The organism is Lysobacter avium (genome assembly GCF_015209745.1).
Classification (GTDB): Bacteria; Pseudomonadota; Gammaproteobacteria; order Xanthomonadales; family Xanthomonadaceae; genus Novilysobacter; species Novilysobacter avium.
The window spans coordinates 2,711,817-2,735,007 of record NZ_CP063657.1 but is presented as its reverse complement, the minus strand read 5'-3'; the positions used below and the strand labels follow the sequence as shown (position 1 = coordinate 2,735,007).

General features: G+C 69.4%; 18 protein-coding genes. 15 read left to right on the top strand and 3 right to left on the bottom strand.

Annotation, left to right across the window (positions count from 1 at the left end):
- Window positions 1-8 precede the first annotated feature (8 nt).
- From bioH to INQ42_RS12225, 4 genes are all read left to right on the top strand, one after another.
- Window positions 9-788: a pimeloyl-ACP methyl ester esterase BioH gene (gene bioH, locus INQ42_RS12240; protein WP_194034508.1), complete on the top strand. Its 780-nt coding sequence runs from the start codon at window positions 9-11 to the stop codon at window positions 786-788.
- Complete coding sequence (locus INQ42_RS12235) at window positions 785-1,696, top strand: methyltransferase domain-containing protein (RefSeq protein ID WP_194034507.1); 912 nt, start codon at window positions 785-787, stop codon at window positions 1,694-1,696. Before bioH ends, INQ42_RS12235 begins: the two co-directional genes overlap by 4 nt.
- 45 nt (window positions 1,697-1,741) lie before the next feature.
- The gene (locus INQ42_RS12230) at window positions 1,742-2,758 is read left to right on the top strand and encodes a multidrug resistance efflux transporter family protein (RefSeq protein WP_194034506.1); all 1,017 of its coding nucleotides are present in this window, start codon (window positions 1,742-1,744) and stop codon (window positions 2,756-2,758) included.
- Between the two features lie 84 nt (window positions 2,759-2,842).
- A complete protein-coding gene (locus INQ42_RS12225; RefSeq protein WP_194034505.1) occupies window positions 2,843-3,475 on the top strand; it encodes a hypothetical protein in 633 nt (210 codons plus the stop codon).
- A gap of 11 nt (window positions 3,476-3,486) precedes the next feature.
- Here the strand turns inward: INQ42_RS12225 and INQ42_RS12220 are convergent, their stop codons facing one another.
- Window positions 3,487-4,494 carry a pyridoxal-phosphate dependent enzyme gene (locus INQ42_RS12220; RefSeq protein WP_194034504.1) on the bottom strand — a complete coding sequence of 336 codons (1,008 nt, stop codon included), beginning with the start codon at window positions 4,492-4,494 and terminating at the stop codon, window positions 3,487-3,489.
- Between the two features lie 137 nt (window positions 4,495-4,631).
- On the opposite strand from INQ42_RS12220, the gene INQ42_RS12215 reads away from it, so the two are divergent.
- The 4 genes from INQ42_RS12215 to ribA all read left to right on the top strand — a co-directional run bounded on the left by INQ42_RS12215 (window position 4,632) and on the right by ribA (window position 10,219).
- Complete coding sequence (locus tag INQ42_RS12215) at window positions 4,632-5,201, top strand: hypothetical protein (RefSeq protein WP_194034503.1); 570 nt, start codon at window positions 4,632-4,634, stop codon at window positions 5,199-5,201.
- Between the two features lie 593 nt (window positions 5,202-5,794).
- Entirely contained in the window at window positions 5,795-7,684 is a 1,890-nt protein-coding gene (mnmG, locus tag INQ42_RS12210) for a tRNA uridine-5-carboxymethylaminomethyl(34) synthesis enzyme MnmG (protein WP_194034502.1), read from the top strand.
- Between the two features lie 252 nt (window positions 7,685-7,936).
- Window positions 7,937-9,370: a magnesium transporter gene (gene mgtE, locus INQ42_RS12205; RefSeq protein ID WP_228064373.1), complete on the top strand. Its 1,434-nt coding sequence runs from the start codon at window positions 7,937-7,939 to the stop codon at window positions 9,368-9,370.
- Window positions 9,371-9,520: 150 nt separating this feature from the next.
- Window positions 9,521-10,219 carry a GTP cyclohydrolase II gene (ribA, locus tag INQ42_RS12200; RefSeq protein ID WP_194034501.1) on the top strand — a complete coding sequence of 233 codons (699 nt, stop codon included), beginning with the start codon at window positions 9,521-9,523 and terminating at the stop codon, window positions 10,217-10,219.
- Window positions 10,220-10,534: 315 nt separating this feature from the next.
- Here ribA and INQ42_RS12195 read toward each other — a convergent pair whose 3' ends face one another.
- Window positions 10,535-14,470, bottom strand: a complete 3,936-nt coding sequence (locus INQ42_RS12195) for a translocation/assembly module TamB domain-containing protein (protein WP_228064372.1) — start codon at window positions 14,468-14,470, stop codon at window positions 10,535-10,537.
- A 2-nt stretch (window positions 14,471-14,472) separates the two neighbouring features.
- Window positions 14,473-16,263 (bottom strand): autotransporter assembly complex protein TamA, encoded by a 1,791-nt coding sequence (locus INQ42_RS12190; protein WP_194034500.1) that lies wholly within the window; start codon window positions 16,261-16,263, stop codon window positions 14,473-14,475.
- A 110-nt stretch (window positions 16,264-16,373) separates the two neighbouring features.
- Between INQ42_RS12190 and oleD the strand changes: the two genes are divergently transcribed.
- From oleD to INQ42_RS12155, 7 genes are all read left to right on the top strand, one after another.
- Window positions 16,374-17,381, top strand: a complete 1,008-nt coding sequence (oleD, locus tag INQ42_RS12185; RefSeq protein WP_194034499.1) for a 2-alkyl-3-oxoalkanoate reductase — start codon at window positions 16,374-16,376, stop codon at window positions 17,379-17,381.
- A gap of 73 nt (window positions 17,382-17,454) precedes the next feature.
- On the top strand, window positions 17,455-18,123 hold the full coding sequence (locus INQ42_RS12180; protein ID WP_194034498.1) for a ubiquinone biosynthesis accessory factor UbiJ: 669 nt from the start codon (window positions 17,455-17,457) through the stop codon (window positions 18,121-18,123).
- The gene (ubiB, locus tag INQ42_RS12175) at window positions 18,120-19,808 is read left to right on the top strand and encodes a ubiquinone biosynthesis regulatory protein kinase UbiB (RefSeq protein ID WP_194034497.1); all 1,689 of its coding nucleotides are present in this window, start codon (window positions 18,120-18,122) and stop codon (window positions 19,806-19,808) included. Before INQ42_RS12180 ends, ubiB begins: the two co-directional genes overlap by 4 nt.
- Window positions 19,793-20,500, top strand: coding sequence for a pseudouridine synthase (locus tag INQ42_RS12170; RefSeq protein ID WP_407070773.1), 708 nt, complete (start codon window positions 19,793-19,795; stop codon window positions 20,498-20,500). The genes ubiB and INQ42_RS12170 overlap by 16 nt, the downstream gene beginning before the upstream one ends.
- A gap of 9 nt (window positions 20,501-20,509) precedes the next feature.
- Window positions 20,510-20,926: an alternative ribosome rescue aminoacyl-tRNA hydrolase ArfB gene (arfB, locus tag INQ42_RS12165; protein WP_194034495.1), complete on the top strand. Its 417-nt coding sequence runs from the start codon at window positions 20,510-20,512 to the stop codon at window positions 20,924-20,926.
- 64 nt (window positions 20,927-20,990) lie between these two features.
- Window positions 20,991-21,614 (top strand): lysophospholipid acyltransferase family protein, encoded by a 624-nt coding sequence (locus INQ42_RS12160; RefSeq protein ID WP_194034494.1) that lies wholly within the window; start codon window positions 20,991-20,993, stop codon window positions 21,612-21,614.
- A gap of 136 nt (window positions 21,615-21,750) precedes the next feature.
- Window positions 21,751-23,190 (top strand): glycosyltransferase, encoded by a 1,440-nt coding sequence (locus INQ42_RS12155; protein WP_194034493.1) that lies wholly within the window; start codon window positions 21,751-21,753, stop codon window positions 23,188-23,190.
- The last annotated feature ends 1 nt before the right edge of the window (window position 23,191 follow it).

Genomic DNA, 23,191 nt, shown 5'->3' with positions numbered 1-23,191 from the left:
AGCATTCCATGCATATCGAAACCCGCGGGCGAGGCCCGGCGCTCGGCCTGATCCACGGCTGGGCGATGCACAGCGGCCTCTTCGGACCGCTGGTGGACCGCCTCGCCGAGCGCTACACCCTGCATCTGGTAGACCTGCCCGGTCACGGCCACTCGCGCGACAGCGACGCGTCCCTGGATCCGGCACCCCTGGCGACCGAGCTGGTTGCGCGCATTCCCGACGCGGCCTGGCTGGGCTGGTCGCTGGGAGGACTGGTGTCGATGAGGGCTGCGCTGGATCATCCCGAGCGGGTGCGCGCGCTGGTGCTGATCGCGTCCTCGCCGCGCTTCGTGCACGGCGCCGACTGGCCGCACGGAGTTGGGCCGAACCTGTTTGGCGACTTCGGCAATGCGCTGGCACAGGACTTCCGCGGCACCCTGGACGGCTTTCTGGCCCTCGAGGCACTCGGATCAAACAGCGCCCAGGAGGAGCTGCGCAAGCTGAGGCTGCAGGCGTTCGAGCGCGGCGAGCCGTCGCCGGCCGCGCTCCAGCAAGGTCTGCAACTGCTGGACCAGCAGGACCTGCGCGCCGAGTTGCCGGCCTTGCGCGTTCCCAGTCTGTGGATTTCCGGCCGCCGCGATCGCCTCGTGCCGCCAGCCGCGATGGCAGCCGCGGCGGCGCTGTCGCCCGCCGGTCGCAGCATCGAGATCGCCAGCGCCGGGCACGCGCCGTTCCTGGGAGCGCCCGACGAGGTCGCCGGCGCCATCGACGACTTCCTGCAAGCATCCGCAAACGGAGCCACGGCATGAGCGCGCTGTTCGACTACCGGCAGATCCGCCGGGCTTTCTCGCGTGCGGCCGACAGCTATACGGGTCTGGACGAGGTGCAGCGCGAGATCGGCTCGCGGCTGGCCGACTCGCTGGACTACCTGGATGATCCGGCGCTGGCGTTGCCGACGCCCGAAGTGGTGGTCGACCTGGGCGCAGGCCCCGGACACATGGCCACGCTCCTTCAAAAGCGCTGGCCCAGGGCGCGCGTGCTCGCGCTCGACGTCGCGCCGGGGATGCTCGCCCAGGTCCGCGGCCACGGCGGTGGCTTCCGGTTCAATCCCTTCGCGCCACGCCCGGTTGCGGTGGCGGCGGATGCGCGAGCGCTGCCGCTGGCCGATCGCAGCGTCGATGTGCTGTATTCCAACCTGTGCCTGCAGTGGGTCGAGGACCTGCCGGCGGTATTCGCCGGGATGCGCCGGGTGCTCAAGCCCGGCGGACTGATGCTGGTCTCGACCTTCGGCATGGATACCCTGATCGAACTGCGCCAGGCCTTCGCCGAGGTCGACGAGGCGCCGCACGTCAGCCCCTTCACGGCCATTGGCCCGTTTGGCGATGCCCTCATTGCCGCCGGCTTCAAGGACCCGGTACTGGACCGCGACGAGTTCCACCTCGGCCAGCCCGATATGACCAGCCTGATGCAGCGGTTGCAGGGACTGGGAGCCACCAACGCTCTGGCCGCCCGCCGGCGCAGCCTCACCGGCCGGCAGCGATTTGCACGCGCCGGGGATGTCTACGAGACGATGCGCAAGGCCGATGGCCAGTTGCCGGTCACGCTGGAGGCGATCTACGCCCACGCCTGGGGTCCGCCGCCGGGAGCACCGATCCGGGTGGATGGCATCGATGAGGTGCAGGTGCCCGCGTCCAGCATCCGCGTGCGCAAGCGCTGAGCTGCGGGCGAGACCGGCACCGCCCGCATGGCGTAGATTCGCGGCATGACTGATCTCACCCAGCGCCGCCGGGCCCTACTGGCGGTGGCGATCGCGCTGCTGTCGGCGCTGTTTTTCACCTGCACCTACGTGCTCAACCGCGCGGCGGCGACCGGTGGCGGGCACTGGGCGTGGACAGCCTCGCTGCGCTACCTGATCACCCTGCCGCTGATGGTGCCGCTGATGCGCTGGCAGGGTGGCATGGGTCCGGTCTGGCGCGCGATCCGGGCCGACCCGCTGCCGTGGCTGGGCTGGAGCACCGTCGGCTTCGTGATCTTCTACCTCGGCCTCAGCTACGCCGCTGCGAGCGGGCCGTCGTGGCTGGTGGCCGGCACGTTCCAGCTGACCGTGATCGCCGGCATGCTCTGCGCACCCTTCCTCTACAACGACGAGCGCGCCCGGATTCCACGCCCGGCAATGGCGGTGGGGCTGGTCGTGGTTGCCGGCGTGCTGATGATGCAGTTCGGTGTCGAGGATGGCGGGCTCGATCGCGATGGCTGGATCGCGCTGGGCTGTGTCGCCGTTGCCGCGGTCGCCTATCCACTCGGCAACCGCGGCCTGCTGCTGCACCTGGAGCGGGTGGCGCCTTCATCAGGCGGCGTGGAGCTCAACGCCACCCAGCGGGTGTTCGGGCTGACCCTGGCCAGCCAGCCGGCCTGGTGGCTGGTCGCCGCCTTCGCTGCCGGTCAGGCGGGGGCGCCTTCGATGGAGCAGGTCTGGTTTGCCGCCGCGGTCGCGTTGGGCGCGGGCGTCATCGCCACGGTGCTGTTCTTCCAGGCCACCGGCATGGTCCGCAACAACCCCACCGCGCTGGCCGCGACCGAAGCCATGCAGGCCGCCGAGATCCTTTTCGCGACCGTGCTGGGCGTCCTCCTGCTGGGCGAGGCGTGGCCGCAGGGACGCGCCCTGTACGGCGCGCTGGTGGTGATGGCGGGCATCGCGGTGTTCAGCTGGATCGCCGCGCGCGCAGCGGTGGGCAGCCCGCCGGCAGTGCGCGCACTGCGGAGCGAGCGCGGCGGCTGAATGGGAACGTCGACGCGGGGAACCCGGCGTTCAGCCCCGCGTGCTTAAATTCGGAGTCCATCCGCACAGCCGTGAGCGCCCGCCATGTTCCATCCGATGACCCTCGCCGCGGTGGTCTCCGTCGCCACGCTGATCGCCACCAGCCTGATGCCGGTGCGCGCGCAGCAATCGCCTGCCGCAGCCGTCGAGCAATGGGCGTTTGACCCGTCCGCCCTGGTCGCCGATGGCCACGAGTTGCTCCTGCGGGCACCGGATCCGGCGATCGACCAGCTGTTCCAGGTCGCGCGCAGCAGCCTGTCCGATCCGCGTGAGGCCGAGGTGCTGTGCCCGTTGTTCGACCCGGCCGCCGAGCGCAGCCTGGCGACCTTCAACCAGGTCGCCAACCGGCTGGGGCCGGAGCACAGCGGCCGTTTTGCCGGCGCCGTGGCGAACCTGTTCGTCGTCGCCATGCAGTCGCCGCGGCAGCCCTTCGACGAGGCCTCGGCCCGGCAGGGCCTGAAGTCCGCCGGCGTGCGCGCGGCGATGCTCAATGATGGTTTCGTTGCGGGCCTGAACGGGTCGGATCACCACGCGCGTTGCCGTTCCATCCGCTGGCTGCTCGACGACCTGCATGCGCAGCCCCTGGCGCAGCGTGCCGCCGTCGCCCGCCTCCTGCTGGCCGAAGGACTCGGTCACCTGGCCATCGCTTCCCGTACGGCGCCGCCCTCAGGCGGCTGAACGCTCAAGCTTCAGCTGCGCGACGCGAGCGAAAGCAGTTCCGAAAGCTCGTAAAGGTCGATGTTGCCGCCGGACAGCACGATGCCGACCGTGCGACCGGCAAACAGCTCGGGATTTCCCAGCACCGCGGCCAGGCCGATCGCCGCGGAGGGCTCGATCACCAGCTTCATCCGCTCCCATACCAGCAGCATGGCGTCGACGGTCTGCGTGTCTTCCACCAGCAGGATGTCGCGTACCAGCTGGCGCACCAGCGGGTAGGTGAGGGTTCCCAGCTCGGCGCGAAGTCCGTCGCATACCGTGTCGGCGACCCGGCCGGTGACGCGCTCGCCCTGCTTGAGCGAATCGTGGGCATCGCGCGCGCCGGCAGGCTCGGCGCCATACACCTGGATGGACGGGTCGACGCCCAGGGCGGCCAATGCGGTCCCGGAAACCAGCCCGCCACCGCTGACCGGTACCACGACCGTGTCGATGTCGGGCGCAAAGCGCAGCATTTCCAGCGTGGCCGTGCCCTGGCCGGCGATTACCCGAGGATCGTTGAACGGGTGGATCAGGACCGCGCCGGTCTCTTCCAGTACCCGCGCTGTGACCTCGTCTCGCGAGGCCTGCGTCGGCTCGCACGGAACAATCCGCGCGCCGTAGCTTTCCATCGCCGCCAGTTTGACCCGCGAGGCGCCGCGCGGAACCACGACGGTGGCGGGAATGCCGCGCTCGCGGCATGCCAGCGCCACCGCGCCGCCGTGATTGCCCGAACTCTGGGTGACCACGCCTTGGGCAGCCTGTGCGTCGGTCAGTGAGAAGACCGCATTGCACGCGCCGCGGAACTTGAAGGAGCCGGCGCGCTGCAGGTTCTCGCACTTGAACAGCAACCGGCAGCCGGCCATCGCATCCAGGGTGCGGGCGTGCAGCACCGGGGTCGGGTTGATGTGCGGCGCAATGCGCGAGGCGGCGGTCAGCACGGCGTCAAAGTCCGGCGCGGTGTGCGTTGCGGCGGTGGTCTGGGCGGGGTCGGCGTTGTTCATGCCGACAAGCGTAGCCGAAGTCGCGGGCGCCGGCGGCCGGCTGTCCTGCGGCAGGGTGTCCGGCGGCAAAGAGGGATTAAGCGCTAGTTCAACGGCTATAGCGCAGTATGATCCAACAATCAATGGGGGATCCACGCATGTTCCGCAAACTCCTGCTCCCCGCGCTTGCGATCGGCTTGTTGGGCGGTTGCGTCAGCAGCGGCTACCAATACGACGGCGGCGGCTATTACTACGGCCAGCCCTCCACGAGCTATCGGTACAGCGACGGCTACTACAACAACTATCGCTATCCCGCGTATTACGGCAGCCTGAACTACCGCTATGGGTATCCCGGCTACCGCTATCCGGGATACGGGTACCCCGGATATGGCTACGGCGGCGGTTACTACCGGCCGCCCGTGGTGATCGTGCGTCCCGGCTATGGCGGCAACCATGGCGGCAACCACGGCTATCGCCCGCCCACGGGTGGACGCAACGATCGTGCGCCATGGCGCGACTATGAGCGCCTGCAGCGCGAGCGCATCCAGCGGTCGACGCCGCCCGCCGGCAACCGACCGAGTTCGGCCGTGATACGCAATCCGGTTCCAGCGCAGCCGCGCCCCGCCGCAATGCCCAGTCGACCGGCCGCTCCTCCCAGCCAGGGTTCGCGCAATTCGCGTTCCGATCGGATGATCGAGCGCGCGCGTACCTCGCGGCAGGTCGAGTAGCCGGAAGCGTCGACCGGGCATTGCGGGCCTGCTATTGACAAACAACGTCGCAATGCGACGTAATCAGTTATCGTTTCAATGCTGATGCCCGACAAGGAATCTCGGATCCCCCCTGTTCCGCCCTTGTCCGGCATCGGCGCCTACACCCGAAAGCCCCGTCACGCGGGGCTTTCGCCATTCTGGGCGACCAATGGTGACGCCGTGTCCAGGTGGAAGCGTTGCGTTTCGGGTGTTGCTCCGACGCGCGGCGTCCTGCGCAAAGTGTGATCGCGTTCAACCCGAAGACAAAAAAAGGGCCGAATGTCCCCCGACATTCGACCCTGGTGCTTCCCCGACGGGCACATGGTCGGCCCTGTTCCAATCCCGACCGGCGCCTGGCGCCTGCCCCGTTGGGTGCAGGAGTGATAACGCACGAAGCGTGCCAAGGTTGACCGCGACGTGAAATCGGTCCCGTGGCGACGGCTTTTGACTCCTCTCAGCCCGCGCCGGTTTTCGTGGCAAGTGATTGATCGGCGTACAATTCCTTCCCTGCGTTGGCGCCGGTTTCGGCGTCCTGCGCGTCCACGGCGTACCCCGACTGCCTGGTTGGCGACATGAAAAACGACTTCTACCAATATGACGTGATCGTGGTCGGCGGCGGCCATGCGGGAACCGAAGCGGCCCTGGCGGCAGCGCGCGCTGGTGCCCGCACCCTCCTGCTGACGCACAACATCGAGACGATCGGTGCGATGAGTTGCAATCCGGCCATCGGCGGGATCGGCAAGGGCCATCTCGTGCGCGAGATCGACGCGTTGGGTGGAGTGATGGCGCATGCAGCCGACGCCGCGGGGATCCAGTGGCGCCGGCTCAATGCGAGCAAGGGACCGGCGGTACGGGCGACGCGTTGCCAAGCCGACCGCAGCCTGTATCGCGCCTTCATCCGCGCGGCGGTCGAGCGCCAGCCGGGTCTGACCGTGTTCCAGTCCGCGGTGGACGATATCGACTTCGACGCCGGCCAGGTGCGCGGCGTGACCACGCAGGCCGGGTTGCGATTCCGCGCACCTGCGGTCGTGCTCACGGCCGGGACCTTTCTCGCCGGCAAGATCCACGTCGGCCTGACCACGCATTCCGGGGGCCGGGTCGGGGACCCACCCTCAGTCACCCTGGCAGCGCGGCTGCGCGAGGGTCCCTTCGTGGTCGACCGGCTGAAGACCGGCACCCCGCCGCGCATCGACGGCCGCAGCCTGGACTACTCGGTCATGGTCGAGCAGCCCGGCGATGACCCGCGCCCGGTGATGTCCTTCATGGGCTCGCACGCCGACCACCCGCGCCAGGTGTCGTGCTGGATCGCCGAGACCTGCGAACGCACCCACGAGATCATCCGCGGCGCGCTGGACCGGTCTCCCCTCTACACCGGCCAGATCGACGGCATCGGTCCGCGCTACTGCCCGTCCATCGAGGACAAGGTGGTGCGTTTTGCCGAGAAGGCCAGCCACCAGATCTTTGTGGAACCCGAAGGCCTTGGGGTGACGGAGATCTACCCCAACGGCATTTCCACTTCGCTGCCCTTTGACGTGCAACTGGAACTGGTGCGCTCGATCCGCGGCTTCGAGAACGCCCATGTCACCCGCGCCGGCTACGCGATCGAGTACGACTATTTCGACCCGCGCGGCCTGAAGGCGAGCCTGGAGACCAAGGCGGTGCAGGGGCTGTTCTTCGCCGGCCAGATCAACGGCACCACCGGGTATGAGGAGGCCGCCGCGCAGGGCCTGCTGGCTGGCGTCAATGCGGCCCGGCAGGTGCAGGGCCACGAGGGGTGGTGCCCGCGCCGGGATGAGGCCTACATCGGTGTGCTGGTGGATGACCTGATCACCCACGGCACCACCGAGCCCTACCGGATGTTCACCAGCCGCGCCGAATACCGCCTGCAGCTGCGCGAGGACAATGCGGACCTGCGCCTGACCGCGACCGGGCGCGAGCTTGGGCTGGTGGGTGATGCCCGCTGGGATGCGTTCGCCGCCAAGCGCGACGCGATCGAGGCGGAGAACGCCCGGCTGGGTGCGATCTGGATGTCGCCGGGCAACGCGCTGGGCACCGAGGTCGCCAGCGGCCTGGGCATCGAGCTCAGCCGCGAGACCAGTGCGCGCGACCTCCTCAAGCGTCCGGAAATCGATTACCTCCGGCTGGTATCGGTGCCCTCGCTGGGTCCGGGCGTGGCGGATCCGGCAGTTGCCGAGCAGGTACAGATCGGGGTGAAGTACGCCGGCTACCTGGACCGGCAGAATGCAGAGATCGCGCGCCAGATCCGCCACGAAACCACGCCGATCGCCGGGGATTTCGACTACGGCCGGGTCCACGGGCTGTCGGCGGAGCTGGCCGGCAAGCTGGAGCAGGTGCGGCCGCAAACGGTCGGTCAGGCCCAGCGCATCCCCGGCATGACGCCGGCGGCGATCTCGTTGCTGCTGGTGCACCTGGTGGGCGCGCGGCGTCACCGGGTCGCCTGACCCTGCCTAACGCGAACCCGGGAGGCGGCGTGCCGGTTGACCCCGGCGGCGCCGGTTCCTAGACTTCGGCGGCTGCCGGGGCCCGTTTCCTCCGGCCATGCCCGCACCGTGGACAGACCGAGTCGACCTGGAATTTTCCCCTACACCATGGACCGCGCGCGTCCCTGGCGGTACGTGGAGCCTGTAGCGATCCGATAAGCCGGCGCTGCACGCCTCCGTGGTCGCCACGTTCGCGACATCCGGAGGCACCCTGTGATCAACCTCAAGAAGAAGAAAAAGCCCGACACACGCCTCCTGTACCGGGCTGACGCGGAAGGCAACTTCGACGCCGATCTTGTAGCGGACGCGATCGCCGCTGAACTGGAGCGCGGTGACGGCGAGTCGCTGCGAGGCGAGCTGGCCGATGTCCTTGCAGCCGATCTGGCCGATGTACTGACCCGCCTGGAGCCCGAGCAGCAGGCGCAGGTGCTGCCGCTGATCACGGCCGACCAGCTCGCGCTGCTGTTCGGCTACCTGCCGCTGGAGCTGCAGACCGAGCTGGTTGCCGGCATGCCGCGACCGCAGGTGCTGGAGCTGCTCAACCTGATGTCCGCCGACGAGCGCGTGGACCTGTTCAACACCCTGCCGGCGGACCGCCGCGAGCGGTTGCTGCCGGCGTTGGCGCAGGCCGAGCGCGACGACATCCGGCGCCTTGCCAGCTACCCGCGCGACAGCGTCGGCGCGCTGATGACCTCCGAGTACGCGACCCTGACCCCGGACCTGACCGCAGGCCAGGCGATCGCCGAGCTGCGCCGGGTCGCGCCGGACAAGGAGACCATCTACACCTCCTACGTGGTCGACCACGACCGCCACCTGATCGGCGTGGCCACCCTGCGCCGCCTGATCCTGGCCGATCCGGACACCCCGGTGCTGGAGGTCATGGCGCCCAACCCGGTCACCGTGTACGTGGATGCCGACCAGGTCGAGGCGGCGAACAAGATCGCCCGTTACGACTTCATCGCCCTGCCGGTCATCGACCGCGAGGAGCGCATGGTCGGCATCGTGACCTCCGATGACGCGATGGACGTGGCCGAGGCCGAGGCCACCGAGGACTTCCACAAGTCCGGCGGTACCCTCGGCACGCTGACGATGAGCATGAAGGACGCCACGGTGTCCCTGCTGTATCGCCAGCGCGTTTACTGGCTGGTCCTGCTGGTGTTCGCGAACCTGTTTTCCGGGGCTGGAATCGCCCACTTCGAGGACCTGATTGCCGCCAACATGGCGCTGGTGTTCTTCCTGCCGCTGCTGATCGCCAGCGGCGGCAACGCCGGTGCCCAGTCCGCCACGCTGATGGTGCGCGCACTGGCCACCGGCGATGTGGAGATGCGCGACTGGGGCAGCATGCTGGTGCGCGAGCTGGTCGTGTCGACCCTGCTGGGCCTGACGATGGCCTTTGCGGTCAGCGCGATCGGCCTGTTCCGCGGCGGCCCGGCGATCGCCCTGGTGGTGGCCACGACGATGCTGCTGATCGTGCTGGTGGGCAGCGTCATGGGCATGTCGCTGCCGTTCCTGCTGAACAAGTTCAAGGCCGACCCGGCCTCTGCCAGTTCCCCGCTGATCACCTCGCTGGCCGATGGCATCGGCATCCTGATCTATTTCGGCATCGCCTCGGTGATGCTGTCCTGGATGGGCCATCCCATCGCCTGATCGCACCGGCCCGCCGTCGGTGCCCGGCGGCTCGACGCGTGCGCGCGCTTGAGAAACCGCGCGATCGCACCCATTCAAGGACCTGTTGCGGCGGCGTGTGGAGGACAATGACCCGTTCGCTGCAATTCCCCCTGTTGTGCAGGAACCGCAATGAGTGACCCCAGTCCCGCCGTCGATCTCCACGCCGCCGATGCCCCACCGACGCCGGCAGACGCGTGCCTGCCGGCGCCGTCGACCGGGGAAGCCGATGCGACCATCCGCTACGTCGACAGTTGCGACCTGCCCACGCCGTGGGCGACCTTCCGCCTGCACGGGTTCATCGACACCGCCAGCGGCAAGGAGCACGTGGCCCTGACCCTAGGCGAACTGGATGACGGCGAGCCGGTGCTGGCGCGTGTGCATTCGGAGTGCCTGACCGGCGACGCATTCTTCAGCCAGCGCTGCGACTGCGGGGCGCAGCTGGAAGAGGCCCTGCGCCGCATCGCCACCGAGGGCCGCGGCATCGTGCTCTACCTGCGCCAGGAAGGGCGCGGCATCGGCCTGATCAACAAGATCCGCGCGTATCACCTGCAGGATCTGGGCGCCGACACCGTGCAGGCCAACGAGGACCTGGGCTTTGCCGCCGACCAGCGCCATTACGGCCTGTGCGAACCGATGCTGGCCCATTTCGGCGTCGGCGCGCTGCGCCTGATGACCAACAACCCGGCCAAGGTCGTGGCCCTGCAGAAGCTGGGGGTGCTGATTCCGGAGCGGATTTCGATCCTTGTCGGGCACAACCCCAGCAACCAGCGCTATCTCTCGACCAAGCGCGAGAAGCTGGGCCACGTCATCGGCCTGCCCGCCGAGTAGCGGGCGCGGGCGACCAGGGAAATGTCCCTGGGCGCGAATGTCCCCCGGCACCGATAGAGCCGGTGCCTCCTCCTTTATTTCTCACCCATGGACATTTCCCCGTTCATTCCAGCTTGTCGGTGGCTGTTGAGGCGACGCTTGTCTGCGGCGCTATCCGGGCACCGCTGAGATCCGTCAACGGGACCTGCGGGCATTCCGGGCGAAATAAAGGAGGAGGCATCCGCCGCAGGCGGAGGCCGGGGGACATTCGCCGGGAAGGTTCGCAGGTCCCAGCCGTGGCCCCGCAGGTGCAACGTTCCCATCGGTGGGAAGCGCCTACTTCTCCTTGCGCCAGTTGATCGAACCGCGATCCTCCAGCGTGCTCGATTCGATTTCGATGTCGAAGCCGTGGTCGAGCAGGTACTTCAGGGTCAACACCTGGCCGGTGCCGAGCAGCGAAACCCCGTAGCCGACGTACATCCGCGGCGAGAGCTGCTTGCCGAACCCGAACACGCTGCCGCCAAGTGCGCGGCTCTGGACCACGCCGGCATCTTCCAGGCCAATCTTCGTTGCCAACTGCGAGGCCAGCATGCCGCCGCCGGCGGTCAGTGCCGCGTTAGCGGCGTTGAGGTCGCCACGCTGATCGCCCGACAACGTGGACAGCGGCCGGCCGAGGGTCAGGTAGGCCAAAGCCTCGGGCTGGGAGCTGGCCGGGTTCGACCACACCGAGGCCTGTGGCGCCGTGGCGCGCCCGCTCACGTCCACGCCGGCGGTGACCTCGCCGATCACCCGCTCGGCGCGCAGGTTGACCACCGGGTTGGACACCGGGTCGTTGGACCAGCTGAGCAGGCCGCGGGTGATCGTCAGGTCCTGGCCGTAGGCCTTGTACTCGCCGGCGACGTTGATCGCACCGGTCGCGGCGAGTTCGCGCCCGGGGCGGGCCAGCAGGTGCATGTTGCCGTCGACCTTGCCGGTCAACCCGAAGCCCTTCATCCGCACGTTGTCGCCGACGGTGATCCGCAGGTCCATCGCCAGAGGCGTGCCGGGTCCCTCGTCGGGATTGACCGGATCGAGCACGACGACGTCGGCCGACGGCGACACCGCGTGGTCCAGGCCTTCCAGGTTGACCATCGCCTCGGGCACGTTGATCGTGCCGGACAGGCGCATGGGTTGGCCGATCTGGTAGTTGAGCTGGAGGTCGGGGCTGGCCACCGCGCGCAGGTCGGGGGTGTCGGAGACCAGCACATCGGAGCCGCTCAGGCGAAGCACAAGCGGGGTGTCGTCGCCCTTCCAGCCCAGGGTGCCGTTGACGCTGAGCACGCCGTTGCCGTCGTTGCCGGCGCTGGAGGCCGAACGTACGCTGCCGTGGATCCGTGCCGTGCCATCGGCCATCGCGTCCAGCTGGAGGTTGCCTTCGCGCAGGGTGATGGCCAGTGCCGGCAGCTCGGTACTGAAATCTGCCAGTCGCGCCTGGCCACCCAGCTGCGGTGTATCGCGCGTGCCTGCGACGGTGATCTGCGCGTTCAGCCGGCCGGTCGGCTCCACGATATCCGGCGAGAACAGCTCCATCCAGGTCAACTCGCGCGTGTTCAGCGACAACTGGCCACTCAGGGGCGACCACGCATCCCAGCCGGTACGCAGGCTGGCGTCGATGCGGCCGTCGCCGATGAAGCCGGTGCTGAACTCGGCCTCGATGCCCTGTGGCCGGAAGGTCGCGGTCAGGGCCAGGTTGTTGTAACTGAGCAATTCGGTGCGTGAGCGCTCACTGTTGCGGATCCCGCCCCCGGCCGAGGTGATGCGGGCCTGGCCGTCCCAGCCGTTGCCGACCGGGCGGATGTGCGCATCGATCGCGATCTCGCCGCGCAACAGCCAGGGCTGGCGGTGCTCGCGCTCGGGCAGGTACGGCTCGACGAGCGCGACCGGCAGCCCCTCGCCGACCACGCTGAGGCCGCGGCGTGGCCAGTCCGCGTTGACGCACAGCGAACCGCCGGCGGTCGAGGCCAGGCAGGCCGGCTCAAGCGTCACGCTGCTGCCATTGGGCGCGGGCGCCCAGGCAAAGCCGGCGGGCGCGCGCAGGTTCCAGTCCGCGCCGCGCTCCATGTCCACCCCCAGCCGCGAGAGGGTGCCCTGCCAGCGGTTGCCGCGGTGGTTGAGCGAGGCATCCAGTGCCAGCGACGCCAAGCCTTCCCGGCCGGCGCTGGCGCTCAGACTCAGCTGCTCCACCGCGCCGCGCGCGTCGATGGCCAGCCGGTCCACCGGCGCACCGAGTGCCAGGCCGTCGCCGCGGATGGCCAGTTGGCCGTCACCGCGTGACCAGGGCAGCTCGCCCCTGATCGTCAGGGTGCTGGCGGTGTAATCGGCAAACTTCAGGTTGCTGCCGACCAGGTCGGCGCGGATGTCCGGCCCAGCCGCCGGACCCTGCACGCGGGCCGTGCCGCGCAGCGTGCCACTGGCATCGGGCAGCAGGTCCTGCAGGTTCAAGGGGGCGAAGCGCGCATCGACATCCACGCGGTTGCCATAGCTGCCCTTGGCGTCGATCCGGCTGCCGCCAATGGCGAGGGCGACTTCGCCCTGGTAGCGCGCGACATCCCCGGTCGGGTAGGCGCCGGACATGGCGAAGTGACCGCTGCCGTCCAGCGGCTTGCCGTGCAGGCGGCCGCCGAGGTCGGCCAGATCGAGGGTCGCTTCCAGTCGGCCGTCGTCGCGGGCGCCGCCGGTGCTGGTGATGTGGCCGTTGACCGAGCCGTTCCAGCCCGCGGCGAAGTAGCCCGGGTCAAAACCGGCCAGGCGGCTGTCGATGTCCCACGCCAGCGCCGGCGCCCAGGCAATGTGGCCGGTGGCGGCCAGGGTGCCGGTGGGCATCGCCACATCCAGCGCCTTCAAATCCATGCGCTCGCTGTTGCCGCGTCCGTCCAGGGCCAGCGTCGCGCGCTCGCCGTCGCGGGTCAGGGTGGCGTTGCCGATCAGCGCCCAGGCCTGCAGGGTGCCGGCGAGACCGAAATCCGCATCCGCGGCCAGCGCGGTCGGGCTGCCCCACTGCAGGCCACGGGCATTGGTGGCGAAGCGGAACGAGGCATTGGCCGGATCGTTGAAGTCGGCCGTGCCGCGCGCAACCACGCTGCCGTCCAGCAGCTCCAGCCGCAGCGGATCCAGGTCCAGGACCTGATCCTCCACCCGCAGGCGCGAATTGAGCACCTTGGCGCTGAACTCGCCCTGCCGAAGTTCGCCGCGAAGGCGGGCGTCGCCGCCAACCCCGTCGACCTGCAGCTGCAGCGCCAGTGGCGTATCCGCGGGAGCGGCCTGGGGATCGGTCAGCAGGCCGATGTCGAGTGCGTCGGCGCGCGCGCGCAGCTGCCACTGCGGTCGGTTGACGCTGGCCATGACCGGTCCGCTTCTTGCGACCGGTGGACTGACCAGGCGGTCCTTGCCGCGCAGGATCACGGTGGCGCGAACCTCGCCGGGTGCACGGCCGCCCAGGCCCAGGTCCATCTCGTCCAGATCCCCGCGCGCCAGCAGACCGAACCGCGCCGGGGTACGTCCGGCCGCCGCCGGCAGTACCGCGGTCACCAGCAGGTCGGTGCGGTAATTGTCAGCCGGGGCGTAGTCGCCGTGGGCGGTGAAGCGGCCGCGGTCACTGTCGACGACCAGCTCCTGCACGTGCAGGCTGCCCGGCTGGGCTTGCAGGCCGCCGCGCAGGCGCCGGATGTTGATCGTCGGCTCGCCTTCGCTGCTGACCTGGAATCCGTCGATCTGGATGTCGTTGGCCGTCAATGCCAATGGCGGATTGATCTGCGGCAGGGAGTCCGGCCAGCGCGGAAGCTCGAACGGCTCGTCGCTGGCCGGCAGGTCCAGCGTCGCGTTTTCCACCTGGAGCGCGTCCAGGCGCAGGTGCCTGCCCAGCAGCGGCAGCAGGGCGGGCTCCAGGGTCACCCGCTGGGCGGTGAAGACGATCGCGTCGTAAGTGAAGCGCACGTCGTGCATCGTCAATGGCCCCGACACCGGGCCCTCGGCCTTCTGCCAGCTCAGTGTCGCGTTGGCCGGCAGGCGCTGGACGATCTGCGCCAGCAGCACATCGCGTCCGCCGATCGTGCTGACCAGCCAGTAGACGACCGCAACCAGCAGCAACACCAGCCCGCCGGTCAGCAGCGCGCTGCGGATGGCAAGAACGCGCATTCGTGCCCGGCGCTTGCGACGCAGTTCGGCGATCCGCTCCTCACGCTCTTCCGGTGTCAGGTCCGGATCCAGGCGATGGCGTCGCGGGAAGCCGATCATGCTCACAGATCCGCGCCGACGCTGAGGTAGATCTGGAACGAGGAGTCCGGGCTGTCCAGGCCGTGGGCGATGTCCAGGCGCAGTGGTCCGACCGGCGAGCGCCAGCGCACGCCTGCGCCCACGCCGGTACGCCAGTCCGGGGTGCTGTCAAAGGCGCTGCCGCTGTCCACGAACGCCGCCGCGCCCCAGTTCTCGGTGAAGTAGTGTTCGTATTCGATACCGCCGGTGGCCACGTTCTTGGCGCCCAGCGCGTACAACTTGCCGTCGCTGCCTTCCACCCGCGGCCCCACCTCGCGCCACGCGTAGCCGCGGATGCTGCGGTCGCCGCCGGCGAAGAACCGCAGGCTCGGCGGCATCGCCACCAGCTCCTCGGTGAAGGTGTGCCCCAGCTCGCCGCGGGCGATGATCCGGCCGCGCTCGCCGATGCCGCGGTACCAGCTGGCGGTCGCGCGGATCTGGCCGAAGTTGGCATCGCTGCCGGCGCCTTCCACCCCGCCGCGCAACATCAGCGTGCCGGCGCGGCCGTTGCGCGGGAACACGCGGTCGTCGGCGTCGGTGTATTCGGCGCGCAGCGAGGGGTAGGTGAAGGTCGCGTAGCGGAACGCCGGCTCGGTCAGCGGGTCACCGTCATCGTCGGCGGCGTAGGACCAGCGCTCGCGCAGGGCGTGCAGGGAGGCGACGACATTGAGGTAGCGGTTGATGTTGCCGCTGCGGCTGGCGACCAGCTCGATGCGTCGGCTGTCCATGTAGTCGGTCTGCTCGTCCGCCGCCTGCGCGCTGACGGTGTACCAGCCGTCCACCCAGGCGAAGGCGGGCATGCGGTACTGCGCGGTGAGGGTCTTGCGGCGCTGCGCGTAGTCGAGCTGGGCGAGTGCCTTGTGGCCGCGGTCATTGACGTAGCGGCGCTCCAGCCCCAGGCGCACACCGGCGCCGCTGTCGGTGCCGTAGCTCAGGCCGGCGGTGTAGATGCTGCGCTTGGCCGGGGTCAGCACCACGTCGATCGGGACCTGGCCATCCACCGCCTGGTCGGGCAGCGGATTGATCATCACCGAGGAGAAGTAGTCCAGCGAGGTGAGCGAGTCGCGCAGGCGGTCCAGCTTGCCCTGGTGGTAGTAACTGCCAGTGTCCCAGTACACCAGCTTGTCCAGTACGGACTGGCGCAGGATGGTGTTGGGCGTCTGCTGGAAATCGATCGGGCCCATGTCGTAGCGGCGACCACTGTTCCAGACAAGGTCGATGTCGGCTGCGTTGTCGGCGCGGGTCACCTCCACCCGGCGCGAGGCGAAGTCGGCATCGAAGTAGCCGCGTTGCGACAGCCTGCGACTGATGCGGATCTTGCTGGCCTCGTACAGCTGGTGGTCGAACACGTCGCCGATCTCGGGCTTGAATTTGGCCAGGTCCTGGCTGAGGTAACGGTCGCGCGAGCCCTCGCCCTCGATCACCACGTGCTCGCGGCGCACGCGCACGGGATCGCCGGGAACCACGGTGATGGTGACCGCGCCGGGTGATCCGTTGTCGCCGTCGTAGTCGACCGTGATCGTGGGCGAGTAGTAGCCGAACGGCTCCAGCGCCTCGCGCGTCTCGTCCTCGGCCGCCCGGAACAGATAGGCCAGGCGACGGGCCGAGATTTCCTTGCCCGAGGCCGCCACCAGGGTGACCGCGCTGCGCACGTTCTCGGTCATCGCCTCGTCAAGGCCGAGCACGGTGACCTTGTCGACTCGTGCGGCGTGGGCCGTACCGCAGACCAGAAGACAGGCAAGGGCGGCAGGAGCCGCGATCAGGGCAAGGCGCATGGCGGCAAGAATACCTTCAACGCGTCAATAACAAATAAACACGGGCCCGTCCGGGACACGCGGCCACGGCGACGGGACGGTGTAACGGCGCGGTGTCGTAGCATGCGCGGATGAGAATCCTGGTAACCGGTGGCGGCGGCTTTCTCGGCCAGGCCCTGTGCCGCGGGCTGCGCGCGCGAGGCCACGAGGTGGTGAGTTTCAATCGCGGTGACTACCCGGCACTGGCGGCGATGGGGGTGCGACAGGTGCGCGGCGACCTCGCCCAGCGCGATGCGGTCATCGCCGCTGCGCAGGGTTGCGAAGCCGTGTTCCACAACGCCGCCAAGGCCGGCGCGTGGGGGCCGTGGCAGGAGTACCACGACGCCAACGTGCTCGGCACCCGGCACGTGCTGGATGCCTGCCGCAGCCACGGCATCACCCGGGTCGTCTACACCTCCACCCCCAGCGTGACCCACCGCGCGACCCATCCGGTGGAAGGCGGCAGCGCTGAAAGCGTGCCCTACGGGACCGGCTTCAAGGTGCCGTATGCGAGCACCAAGCTGATTGCCGAGCAGGAAGTGCTGGCGGCCAATGACGCCGCATTGGCCACCGTCGCGCTGCGCCCCCGGCTGATCTGGGGCGTCGGCGACAACCAGTTGCTGCCCCGGCTGGTGGAGCGTGCCAATGCCGGTCGTCTGCGGCTGGTCGGTGACGGCGGCAACCTGGTCGATACCACCTATATCGACAACGCCGCCCAGGCCCACTTCGATGCCTTCGAGCACCTGGCAATCGGTGCGGCCTGCGCCGGCCGCGCCTATTTCATCAGCAACGGCGATCCGCGCACGATGCGTGAGACGATCAACGGCCTGCTGGCCGCGGTGGGTGCGCCGCTGGTGCAGAAAACCCTGCCATTCCGCCTCGCCTACGCGGCGGGCGCGGTCTGCGAAGGCCTCTGGACCGCGCTGCCGTTGCGGGGCGAGCCGCCGATGACGCGGTTCCTGGCCGAGCAACTGGTGACGGCGCACTGGTACGACATGGGCCCTGCGCGGCGCGATTTCGGCTACCGGCCAGTGGTGGGCTTCGATGAGGGGCTGGCCCGGGTGCGTGCCGATTACCGGGCGCGGGGAGAGCGCGCCTGATATCTGCGGGGAACAGCTCCGCCTCGGCATCTTTCAACGCCGGCCGCAGCGCCAAGCCCAGTAGAATGCGCGCATGACCCAGTCCCGCTCATTTCCTCCGTCACCGCTGGCGGCGCTCAAGCCGCTGGCCGGACGCGCGTTGCAGACCGGCCTGAACCGCGCCCTCGCGCTGGATCCGCAGACCCGCGACAGCCTGGCCGCTCTCGACGGTCGTCGCGTCGCACTGCACCTGTCCTCGCCGCCGCTGGCGCTGCAGATCCGGGTGGCCGGCGACCAACTCGAAGTCGGCCCGGTGGACGCCGCCGAGGCGAGCGACCTGTCGATCCGCAGCACTTTGTCGGGGCTGCTGGGACAGCTGCCGTTCCTGCGCAACGATGACGCGCCGCCGGTAGGGCGGCTGCGGATGGAAGGCGATGCGGACCTGGCGCGACGCCTGCAGCGGCTGGCCGAGGGCTTCGACCCGGACTGGCAGCAGCCGTTCGCGCGGGTGTTCGGCGACGTGGTCGGGGTGCAGGTCGCCAACGCGCTGGCCGCCGGACTGAAGCAGGCGCGTGTGGTCGCCGGCGAGCTGGCCGGCAGCGCGGCGGAGTACGTCACCGAGGAATCGCGCGACGTGGTGCCGCGCGCCGAGCTGGAGGCGTTCCACGATGACGTGGACGCGATCCGCGACGACGTGGAGCGTCTGGTCGCTCGTGTCGGGCGGCTTCGCAGCGGCGTCGCCGCACCGGGCAGCGCGTCGTGAAAGCGGCCCTGCGCGCCTGGCGCATCGGTCGCGTACTGCTGCGCTACCGGCTCGACGAGCTGCTTGAGGGCACCTCGGCCGAGCGTTGGTTGAAGCTGGCGCGGCCGTTCGTGCCGCGCGCGTCGGCGGAGATTGTGTCCCAGCCGCGCGGCGTCCGCCTGCGCCTGGCGCTCCAGGAGCTGGGACCGATCTTCGTCAAGTTCGGCCAGATCCTGTCGACCCGACCGGACCTGGTGCCGCCCGACATCGCGGTGGAGTTGTCGACGCTGCAGGACAACGTTGCGCCGTTCGACGGCGAGGTCGCGCGGGCGATCGTGGAAGCCTCGCTGGGCCGGCCGGTCGACGTCGCGTTCGCCAGCTTTGAGATCACTCCGCTGGCCTCCGCATCGATCGCCCAGGTGCATGCGGCAACGTTGCCGGCGTCGGGCGACAATCAGGCGCGCGAGGTGGTGGTCAAGGTCCTGCGGCCGGGGATCGAGGATCAGGTCGCAGCCGACATCGGCCTGTTGAGCGCGCTGGCCGGGATTGTCGAGCGGACGCATCCGCGCGCCGAGAAGATCCGCCCGCGCGCGATCGTCGCCGAGATCGAAAGCACGCTGGCCGCCGAGCTCGACCTTGAGCGCGAAGGGGCAAACGCCAGCGTATTGCGGCGCTTCTGGACCCAGGCGGACGGATCGCCCAGCGATGACCTGTACGTGCCGGAAGTGATCTGGAGCCACACCGCCGGCAAGGCGCTGACCCTGGAGCGGGTGTATGGCATCCCTTCCGACGACATCCAGGCCCTGGACGCCGCCGGGATCGACCGCCCGGCGCTGGCGGCCAAGGGCGTGCGGGTGTTCTACACCCAGGTGTTCCGCGACAACTTCTTCCACGCCGATGCGCACGCCGGCAACATCTGGGTCGACATCGACCCCGCCCGCAAGGCCAACCCGCGCTTCATCGCGCTGGATTTCGGGATCATGGGCCAGCTCTCCGACGACGACCAGTACTACCTGGCGGAGAACTTCATGGCGATCTTCAACCGCGACTACCGGCGCATCGCCGAGCTCCATTTGCGCGCGGGCTGGATGCCGGCCGACAGCCGCCTGGACGAGCTGGAAGCCGCCGTGCGCGGCGTCTGCGAGCCCTACTTCACTCGTCCGCTGAGCGAGATCTCGCTGGCGGAAGTGCTGGTCAAGCTGTTCCGCACCGCCCAGCGACACCAGCTGACCCTGCAGCCTCAGCTGATCCTGCTGCAGAAAACCCTGCTCAACATCGAGGGGCTGGGACGCCAGCTGGATCCGCGCATCGACATCTGGGGCGTGGCCAAGCCGGTGCTCAAGAAGATCCTCGCCGCCCGTTACAGTCCGCGGCGCCTGCTGCGCGAGTTCCGTCGCCACCTGCCCGAGCTGGTGACCCACGCCCCCGAGATGCCGCGCCTGCTGCACACCTGGCTGACCCAGCAGGTGCGCGGCGAACACGAGCTGCGGATGCGCTCGGCGGACCTGGCCGAACTGGCCCGCACGGCGCGCGAAACCCAGAAACGCACGGTCGCGGCGATCCTGGGCAGCGGCCTGCTGGTCGCCTCGGCGGTGCTGTACGGCTTTGATGCCGGCGGCGCCGGGCAGTGGTCGGTCCCGGTCGCCTCGTGGATCGCGGGGATCGCCGGGGTCGCCGCGATGCTGCTGGCGTGGCCGCGCCGTTGAGCGATCCTGCAGCGCTTGCCCTGCCGGTGGTTTACCAGGACGAGTGGCTGGCCGTGATCAACAAGCCGGCCGGACTGATGGTCCACGACAGCGCGCTGGCCCGGGGCGAGACCGATTTCGCCGCCGACCGGTTGCGCGATCAGTTTGGGCGCAAGGTGTTCCTGGTCCACCGCCTGGACCGTGCCACCAGCGGCTGCCTGCTGCTGGCCTTCGACCGTGACACCGCCTCCACGCTGGGCAAGGCGGTCATGGCCGGGGACCTGCACCGGGACTACCGCGCGATCTGCCGCGGCTGGCCGGAGGCGGATTTCGATGTCGACCACCCGCTCGACGGCGGCCCCGGCAAGCCGGTGAAGAAGCCGGCGCAGACCCGCTTCCAGGTCCTGGCGCGGGCCGAGTGCGACTGGCCCTCCTCCGGCTTTGCCAGCTCGCGCTATGCGCTGGTGCAGGCGCAACCGGTGACCGGACGCTTCCGCCAGATCCGCCGCCACCTCAAGCATGTCTCCCACCACCTGATCGGCGATACCAGCCACGGCGACGGTCGCCACAACCGCGCCTTCCGCATGGTCGGCATCCACCGGATGCTGCTGCACGCGCACCGGCTCGCGCTCGCCCACCCGGCGAGCGGAGAAGCGCTGGAAGCCATTGCGCCGCCGGACGCCCAGTTCGCCAGGGCGCTGGCGTACTTCTAGACTCCGGGCATGGTCCGGATCGGCAACATCGTCATTCCCGAGTCCGAGCTGGTCGAGCGTTTCGTGCGCGCGGCCGGTCCGGGCGGGCAGAACGTGAACAAGGTATCGACGGCGGTCGAGCTGCGCTTTGATATCGCCCAGTCGCCGTTGCTGCCCGAGCCGGTGCGCGCCCGCCTGCTGGCCCGTCGCGATCGCCGCATCACCGCCGACGGGGTGCTGGTCATCAACGCGCAGACCCTGCGCACCCAGGACCGCAACCGCGAGGACGCGCGCGAGCGGCTGGCGGCGTTCATCGGCCAGAGCCTGCACGCACCGAAGAAGCGGATTCCGACCCGTCCGACCCGTGGGTCCAAGGAACGGCGGCTGGCGGGCAAGCGCGAACGCGGCACCATCAAGCAGGGACGCTCGCGGACCGACTGGGACTGATCGCCGCGGCGGCTTGGTGCGATCATCGGGCAGAGCAGAGCAGAGCAGGGGAGATGTGCGCTCGATGACGGCGAGAGACGACCCGGAAGTACCGGCAGGCAGCGTGCCCACGTTGCCGCCCAATGTGCCGCGCGTGCGGCCCAGCCGCTTTGGACGCTGGTTCGGTCGCACGGTGCTGCGCCTGGGCGGTTGGCGCATGACCGGCGAATTCCCCGACCTGCCGCGGGTGGTGCTGATCGGTGCGCCGCATTCGTCCAACTGGGACGCGGTGTGGGGCTTCGCGGCCAAGCTGGCGCTGGGCGTGGATGTGCGGATCCTCGGCAAGGATTCGCTGTTCCGGGTGCCCGGACTGGGGTGGCTGTTACGCAAGCTCGGCGTGATTCCGGTCAACCGCAGCGCCGCGCACGGCGTGGTCGAGCAGGCGACCGCGATGTTGCGCGACGCCGAGCGGCTCTGGTTCGGGCTGGCCCCCGAAGGCACCCGCAAGCGGGTGGAGCGCTGGAAGAGCGGCTTCTGGAAGATCGCCGATGCGGCCGGCGTGCCGATCCTGCCGGTGTACTTCCACTACCCGCAGCGCCGCCTGGTGGTCGCCGCGCCGTTCCAGACCGGCGCTGACATGGAGGCCGACATGCAGCGGATCCGCGCCTGGTACCGATCGGTATCGAAAGGAAAGCTGCACGACGCCTGAACAATTGGCACGATTATTGCGAGCGTGGTCACAGTATCGGCCGCGCAGCACGGCCTGGCCGACTCCGGAGCAGTCAAGCCGCCATGAACTACCGCCGCAGAACACCTCCGGGCCGGCACGCCCGCCGGAACTGAGCATGTCGCGCGCACCCTGGTTCGTGGCCGGGCCGGGTGCGTGCTGGGCGATGCTGGGCCATCTGCGACCTCCTGATCCGACCGTGCCGACCCCTGCGGACGACTGGCGCCACGCGGTGGTCGATGTCGTCATCCCGGTGTGCCGCCATCACGACACCATCGTCCACTGCCTGGCGTCGCTACTGGTGCAGACCCGCCTGCCACGGCGGGTGCTGCTGGTCGACGACGGGGGCATCGATCGGGACCACAGCCTGCAGCTGGCCCGTGAGTTCGCCCGCGCCAACGGGATACGGCTGGAAACCATTGCCCGCGGCTGGTCGATCGGCCGCGTGGTCACGCTGAAGCGCCAGTCGCGCGAGTTCGAGGGCGACGTTCTGCTGGTGCTGGACGCGCACGCGGTTCTGGAGTCGCCGGACTACATCGAGCGCTGCATCCGCGAGCTTTACCAGGGCGTGGGCATTGCCAGTGCAAGTGGGCGGATGTTGCCGCTGCAGCAGGCCACCCGGGAGCTCGTGGAAACCTCCGAACCGTTTCGCAACTGGCAGGGTGACGACCACTACGCGGATCGCCGGCGCCCGGAAAATCGCTGGCAGGCCGCCCTGCAGCGGATGTCGCAGTGCTACCACGAGCACCTGGCGGTGTTGCAACAGGATTTCCTCGACGCCGGCGTGTCCCGGGCCGATGGCGGCGTACCGATTGGCAGCGGCGGCGCAGTGGCCTACCGGCGCCGCTACCTGCGCGACCTCTTCCACCGCTACGAGCCAATCCGCGAGGACGACTTCACCGCGCTGGAAGACCACTTCATCGCGCTGGCCCTGATGAACGCCGGCTACCGCAACATCCGCGTGCCCGACGTGGTGGTCCGCGCTCCGGCGCCGTCGCTGCTGCGCCTGCCGGAACGCTCCCGGCGCTGGACGGGCGCGTTCCTCCAGCTCCACCACTATTTCGACGTGCTGCTGCGCAGTCCCCTGCGCCGGCTGCGATTGAGCCGTCGGCCACAGCATGACGACGCTGCGCAATGGCGGCCGGGCAAGGGAGAGCGACGCGTCCAGGAGCCGTACCGGCAGGGTTTCGGTGAACGCATTACGCGCGAACGCGGGCGCCCGCTGGGAACGCCACTGCTGCTGATCGCGCTGGAGCGCATCGGCTATCCGGTGCTGCTGTGGGCACTGGTACTGGCAGGACAATGGACGGCGCTGGCGATCATCGTCGCTCTCGAAGTCCTCGCCACCTGCTTCATTGCCGCGCGCTTCGCCTCCGGCCCGCGTTTGCGCGCAGCCCTGCAGGCGCTCGCGTGGACGCCGGTGCGGTACCTGCTGATCGCGCAGGAGCCGCTGGCGCTGGGCTGGTTCGCGATCCGCCTGTGGTGGAAGCGCGATCTGGACTGGCATGTGCGACGCGATCCGACCGGGCGCCGCCGACCGCGCGCGATCCGCCATTGAG

Excerpts from the sequence above, each read along its gene's own strand:
- INQ42_RS12225 (WP_194034505.1), top strand. The coding sequence starts at position 2,843 with ATGTTCCATCCGATGACCCTCGCCGCGGTGGTCTCCGTCGCCACGCTG.
- ribA (WP_194034501.1), top strand. The coding sequence starts at position 9,521 with ATGAGTGACCCCAGTCCCGCCGTCGATCTCCACGCCGCCGATGCCCCA.
- INQ42_RS12155 (WP_194034493.1), top strand. The coding sequence starts at position 21,751 with ATGTCGCGCGCACCCTGGTTCGTGGCCGGGCCGGGTGCGTGCTGGGCG.
- oleD (WP_194034499.1), top strand. The coding sequence starts at position 16,374 with ATGAGAATCCTGGTAACCGGTGGCGGCGGCTTTCTCGGCCAGGCCCTG.
- INQ42_RS12215 (WP_194034503.1), top strand. The coding sequence starts at position 4,632 with ATGTTCCGCAAACTCCTGCTCCCCGCGCTTGCGATCGGCTTGTTGGGC.
- INQ42_RS12230 (WP_194034506.1), top strand. The coding sequence starts at position 1,742 with ATGACTGATCTCACCCAGCGCCGCCGGGCCCTACTGGCGGTGGCGATC.
- bioH (WP_194034508.1), top strand. The coding sequence starts at position 9 with ATGCATATCGAAACCCGCGGGCGAGGCCCGGCGCTCGGCCTGATCCAC.
- INQ42_RS12195 (WP_228064372.1), bottom strand. The coding sequence starts at position 14,470 with ATGATCGGCTTCCCGCGACGCCATCGCCTGGATCCGGACCTGACACCG.
- mnmG (WP_194034502.1), top strand. The coding sequence starts at position 5,795 with ATGAAAAACGACTTCTACCAATATGACGTGATCGTGGTCGGCGGCGGC.
- INQ42_RS12220 (WP_194034504.1), bottom strand. The coding sequence starts at position 4,494 with ATGAACAACGCCGACCCCGCCCAGACCACCGCCGCAACGCACACCGCG.
- INQ42_RS12160 (WP_194034494.1), top strand. The coding sequence starts at position 20,991 with ATGACGGCGAGAGACGACCCGGAAGTACCGGCAGGCAGCGTGCCCACG.
- INQ42_RS12235 (WP_194034507.1), top strand. The coding sequence starts at position 785 with ATGAGCGCGCTGTTCGACTACCGGCAGATCCGCCGGGCTTTCTCGCGT.
- INQ42_RS12180 (WP_194034498.1), top strand. The coding sequence starts at position 17,455 with ATGACCCAGTCCCGCTCATTTCCTCCGTCACCGCTGGCGGCGCTCAAG.
- arfB (WP_194034495.1), top strand. The coding sequence starts at position 20,510 with ATGGTCCGGATCGGCAACATCGTCATTCCCGAGTCCGAGCTGGTCGAG.
- INQ42_RS12190 (WP_194034500.1), bottom strand. The coding sequence starts at position 16,263 with ATGCGCCTTGCCCTGATCGCGGCTCCTGCCGCCCTTGCCTGTCTTCTG.